We start from the raw sequence: 4,794 nt of genomic DNA, 5'->3' as shown, positions 1-4,794 counted from the left end.
CGACCTTTACCCCGAGGCGCGCTTCCCGCCGGCGACCTTCGCGATCGGGCGCGGCAAGCCGATCGCGATCGGCAGTCCGGTGACCGGCATCCAGGTGGGACTGGAAGCGCTGTGCGCCAGCGACTTCATCAATCCCGACATGGAGGACCGCTTCGTGCGGGTGCTGGTGCACGAGTATGTGCACAGCCAGCAGGCGGCCGCGCTGACCGAGAGGGAGGGGCTGACGGTGCTGGAGGTCTCCCTGGTGGAGGGGATCGCCGAGTTCGTCACCGAACTGGTCTCGGGCGATGGGGCCTACGCCTATCTGGACGCCCTGGTCGCCGGGCGCGAGGCCGAGATCGAGGCCGCCTTCGCCCCCGACGTCGACAAGACCGATCTGTCGGCCTGGGTCTACAATTCCACACCGGAGAGGCCGGGCGACCTGGGCTATTGGGTCGGCTACCGGATCGCCGGGGCGTATCACCGCAACGCCGCCGACAAACGGCAGGCGGTCGCCGACATGCTGCGGATGACGGACGCGAAAGCCTTCCTGGCCGCCAGCGGGTGGCGGCCGGGGGCGGCGCCGGACTAGGCCGCCGGCTTCACTTCCAGCAGCTCGACCGTGAACAGCAGGGTCGAGTTGGGCGGCAGCTCGCCGCCGCCGACCCAGCGCTCGCCGTAGCCGAGCGAGGCGGGGATGACGAACTCGAACTTCTCGCCCTCCCGCATCAGGGCGACGCCCTCGGTCCAGCCCTTGATGACGCGGCCCAGCGGGAACTCCGTGGGTTCGTTGCGGTCATAGCTGCTGTCGAACTGGCGGCCGTCCACGAAGGTCCCGCGGTAGTGGACCTTGACCGTATCGGCGGCGACCGGCCGGCGGCCCTCCGGGTGGGCGGGGCCGACGCGGCGGTACTGCAGGCCGCTCTCGGTGGTGGTCCAGCCCTTACGCGCGCCGTTGATGCGCAGGTATTCGAGGTTGCCGGCGGTCCAGCCCTCGGCGGTGCCGGTCCCCAGCGCCACGGGGGCGGGGGCCTGGGGCGCGGAGGCGCAGGCGGCGAGCGACAGGACCCCGATCAGGGTGGCGGCGGAGACGGTCAGGATACGGGTCATACGGCGACGCTAGCAGGGAGTTGGCGGTGACGGGAAGAGACCCCATATCGTCCGGCTGCGGCGGGGGTTGCGGGAAGGGCAAGGCGAATTCCGCCGAGGCGCCAAGATTTTCCACAGCGACCTTTATTTCGCCGCCAAAGCGAGTATATCACCCGGTTCCGCAATCTCTCTCAAAAGAGTCCCGCGCGAAAGCGCCGAGGCCCGGTTTGTCGCCCTCCGACCGGTGCGAAGGCGCGCTCCTCCCCATAGGAGCCATACAATTCAGGTGTCCTGGGACCGCGAGGCCCGAGGGTGGACGCCGAAACCGATTGTCACGGGTCGCCGTCCGGCGAGCCGTGGCTGCTGCATTTAAAGCGGCCTGCCCGGGCCGCATTGGGAAGACAGAATGGCCAAGTCCAAAGCGGAACTCACCGTCAGCGGTCAGTTCCTCACCGCCACCTCGTTCACCGGCAAGAAGCGCATCCGTCACTCCTTCGGTCGTATTCCGGAAGCCGTGCAGATGCCGAACCTGATCGAGGTTCAGCGCGCGTCGTACGAGCAGTTCCTTCAGCGCGAGGGCCGTCCGGGCCTGCGCACCGATGAAGGCATCGAGGCGGTCTTCAAGTCGGTCTTCCCGATCAAGGACTTCAACGAACGCGCCATCCTGGAATACGTCTCGTACGAGTTCGAAGAGCCCAAGTACGACGTCGAGGAGTGCATCCAGCGCGACATGACGTACGCCGCGCCGCTGAAGGTGAAGCTGCGCCTGATCGTGTTCGAGATGGACGAAGAGACCGGCGCGCGCTCGGTCAAGGACATCAAGGAGCAGGACGTCTACATGGGGGACATCCCCCTGATGACGGACAAGGGCACCTTCATCGTCAACGGGACCGAGCGGGTGATCGTGTCCCAGATGCACCGTTCGCCGGGCGTCTTCTTCGACCACGACAAGGGCAAGACGCACAGCTCGGGCAAGCTGCTGTTCGCCGCCCGCGTGATCCCGTACCGCGGCTCGTGGCTGGACTTCGAGTTCGACGCCAAGGACATCGTCTACGTCCGCATCGACCGTCGCCGGAAGCTGCCGGCCTCGACCTTCCTGATGGCCCTGGGCATGGACGGCGAGGAGATCCTCAAGACCTTCTACGACACCGTGCCCTACGAGAAGCGCGGCGAAGGCTGGGTCACGCCCTACAAGGCCGAGCGCTGGCGCGGCGTGAAGCCGGAGTTCGACCTGGTCGACGCCGACACCGGTGAAGTCATCGCCGCCGCCGGCACCAAGATCAGCGCCCGTCAGGCCAAGAAGCTGGGCGAGACCACGACCTCGCTGTCGCTGGCCGCCGACGCCCTGCTGACCCGCTACCTGGCCGCCGACGCCGTGAACTACGAAACCGGCGAGATCTACGCCGAGGCCGGCGACGAGCTGGATCAGGCCACGATCGAACTGCTGGAAAGCTACGGCTTCACCACCATCGACGTGCTGGACATCGACCACGTCACGGTCGGCGCCTACATGCGCAACACCCTGCGCATCGACAAGAACACCGGCCGCGAGGACGCGCTGTTCGACGTCTACCGCGTGATGCGTCCGGGCGAGCCGCCGACCCCGGAAGCCGCCGAAGCCATGTTCCAGTCGCTGTTCTTCGACAGCGAACGCTACGACCTGTCGGCCGTCGGCCGGGTCAAGATGAACATGCGCCTGGAAAGCCCGGAGGTCTCGGACGAGATCCGCGTGCTGCGCAAGGAAGACGTGCTGAAGGTCCTGCAGATCCTGGTCGGCCTGAAGGACGGCCAGGGCGAGATCGACGACATCGACAACCTGGGCAACCGCCGCGTCCGCTCGGTGGGCGAGCTGCTGGAGAACCAGTACCGCGTCGGCCTGCTGCGCATGGAACGCGCCATCAAGGAGCGCATGAGCTCGGTCGATATCGACACGGTCATGCCGCACGACCTGATCAACGCCAAGCCGGCCGCCGCCGCGGTTCGCGAGTTCTTCGGCTCGTCGCAGCTGTCGCAGTTCATGGACCAGACGAACCCGCTGTCCGAGATCACCCACAAGCGTCGCCTTTCGGCGCTTGGCCCGGGCGGTCTGACGCGTGAGCGTGCGGGCTTCGAAGTCCGCGACGTGCACCCGACCCACTACGGCCGCATCTGCCCGATCGAAACGCCGGAAGGCCCGAACATCGGCCTGATCAACTCGCTGGCGACCCACGCCCGCGTGAACAAGTACGGCTTCATCGAGAGCCCGTACCGCCGCGTGAAGGACGGCCAGGCCCAGGACGAGGTGGTCTACATCTCGGCCATGGAAGAGGCGAAGTACACGATCGCCCAGGCCAACATCGAGCTGAAGGACGGCCAGATCGTCGAGGACCTGGTCCCCGGCCGGATCAACGGCGAATCCCAGCTGCTGATCAAGGCTGACGTGGACATGATGGACGTGTCGCCGAAGCAGGTCGTTTCGGTCGCCGCCGCCCTGATCCCGTTCCTGGAAAACGACGACGCCAACCGGGCACTGATGGGCGCGAACATGCAGCGTCAGGCCGTGCCGCTGGTCCAGTCCGACGCGCCGCTGGTCGGCACCGGCATGGAAGCGGTCGTGGCCGTGGACTCCGGCGCCGTCGTGGTCGCCCGTCGTGACGGCGTGGTCGAGCAGATCGACGGTACGCGTATCGTCGTGCGCGCCACCGGCGACCTGGAAGCCGGCCGCTCGGGCGTCGACATCTACCGCCTGTCCAAGTTCCAGCGTTCGAACCAGTCGACCTGCATCAACCAGCGCCCGATCGTGCGCGTGGGCGATGAAGTGAAGACCGGCGACGTGATCGCCGACGGCCCGTCGACGGACCTGGGCGAACTGGCCCTGGGCCGGAACGCCCTCGTCGCCTTCATGCCGTGGAACGGCTACAACTTCGAGGACTCGATCCTGATCTCGGAGCGCATCGTGCGCGACGACATCTTCACGTCGATCCACATCGACGAGTTCGAAGTGATGGCCCGCGACACCAAGCTGGGTCCGGAAGAAATCACCCGCGACATCCCGAACGTCGGCGAGGAAGCCCTGCGCAACCTCGACGAAGCGGGCATCGTGGCGATCGGCGCCGAAGTCCAGCCGGGCGACATCCTGGTCGGCAAGGTGACGCCGAAGGGCGAGAGCCCGATGACCCCGGAAGAGAAGCTGCTGCGCGCCATCTTCGGCGAGAAGGCTTCGGACGTCCGCGACACCTCGCTGCGCCTGCCGCCCGGCGTCGCCGGCACCATCGTCGACGTGCGCGTCTTCAACCGCCACGGCGTCGACAAGGACGAGCGCGCCATGGCGATCGAACGCGCCGAGATCGAACGTCTGGGCAAGGACCGCGACGACGAGCTCAAGATCCTCGAGCGCAACGTCTACGGCCGCCTGCAGCCCCTGCTGCTGGGCAAGACCGCCGTCTCGGGTCCGAAGGGCCTGGGCCGCGGCGAGATCACCGAAGACAAGCTCGGCGAGCTGTCCAAGGGCCTGTGGTGGCAGATCGCTCTCGACGACGAGAAGACGATGGGCGAGCTGGAGGCCATGAAGAAGCAGTTCGAGGACGCCCGTAAGGCCCTCGACCGCCGCTTCGAGGACAAGGTCGAGAAGCTGCAGCGCGGCGACGAACTGCCCCCGGGCGTGATGAAGATGGTCAAGGTCTTCGTGGCCGTGAAGCGCAAGCTTCAGCCCGGCGACAAGATGGCCGGCCGTCACGGCAACAAGGG

At 66.9% G+C, this 4,794-nt stretch carries 3 protein-coding genes; 2 read left to right on the top strand and 1 reads right to left on the bottom strand.

The window, feature by feature from the left end; translation table 11 throughout:
- Positions 1 to 571 (top strand): DUF2268 domain-containing putative Zn-dependent protease (locus tag Q0C81_RS06110; RefSeq protein WP_291835051.1); only part of this gene is annotated, 571 nt, incomplete at its 5' end.
- Here the strand turns inward: Q0C81_RS06110 and Q0C81_RS06105 are convergent.
- A complete protein-coding gene (locus Q0C81_RS06105) occupies positions 568 to 1,089 on the bottom strand; it encodes an FKBP-type peptidyl-prolyl cis-trans isomerase (protein ID WP_291835048.1) in 522 nt (173 codons plus the stop codon). The genes Q0C81_RS06110 and Q0C81_RS06105 overlap by 4 nt on opposite strands.
- 385 nt (positions 1,090 to 1,474) lie before the next feature.
- Between Q0C81_RS06105 and rpoB the strand changes: the two genes are divergently transcribed.
- A partial coding sequence (gene rpoB, locus Q0C81_RS06100; protein WP_291835046.1) for a DNA-directed RNA polymerase subunit beta occupies positions 1,475 to 4,794 on the top strand: 3,320 nt, incomplete at its 3' end.

Origin of the sequence: Brevundimonas sp. (assembly GCF_023259385.1) — a bacterium.
Classification (GTDB): Bacteria; Pseudomonadota; Alphaproteobacteria; order Caulobacterales; family Caulobacteraceae; genus Brevundimonas.
This window is presented reverse-complemented; position numbering and strand designations above follow the sequence as displayed.

What these genes read in the sequence shown, in the direction of transcription:
- Q0C81_RS06105 (WP_291835048.1), bottom strand. Translation starts at nt 1,089, where the DNA reads ATGACCCGTATCCTGACCGTCTCCGCCGCCACCCTGATCGGGGTCCTG.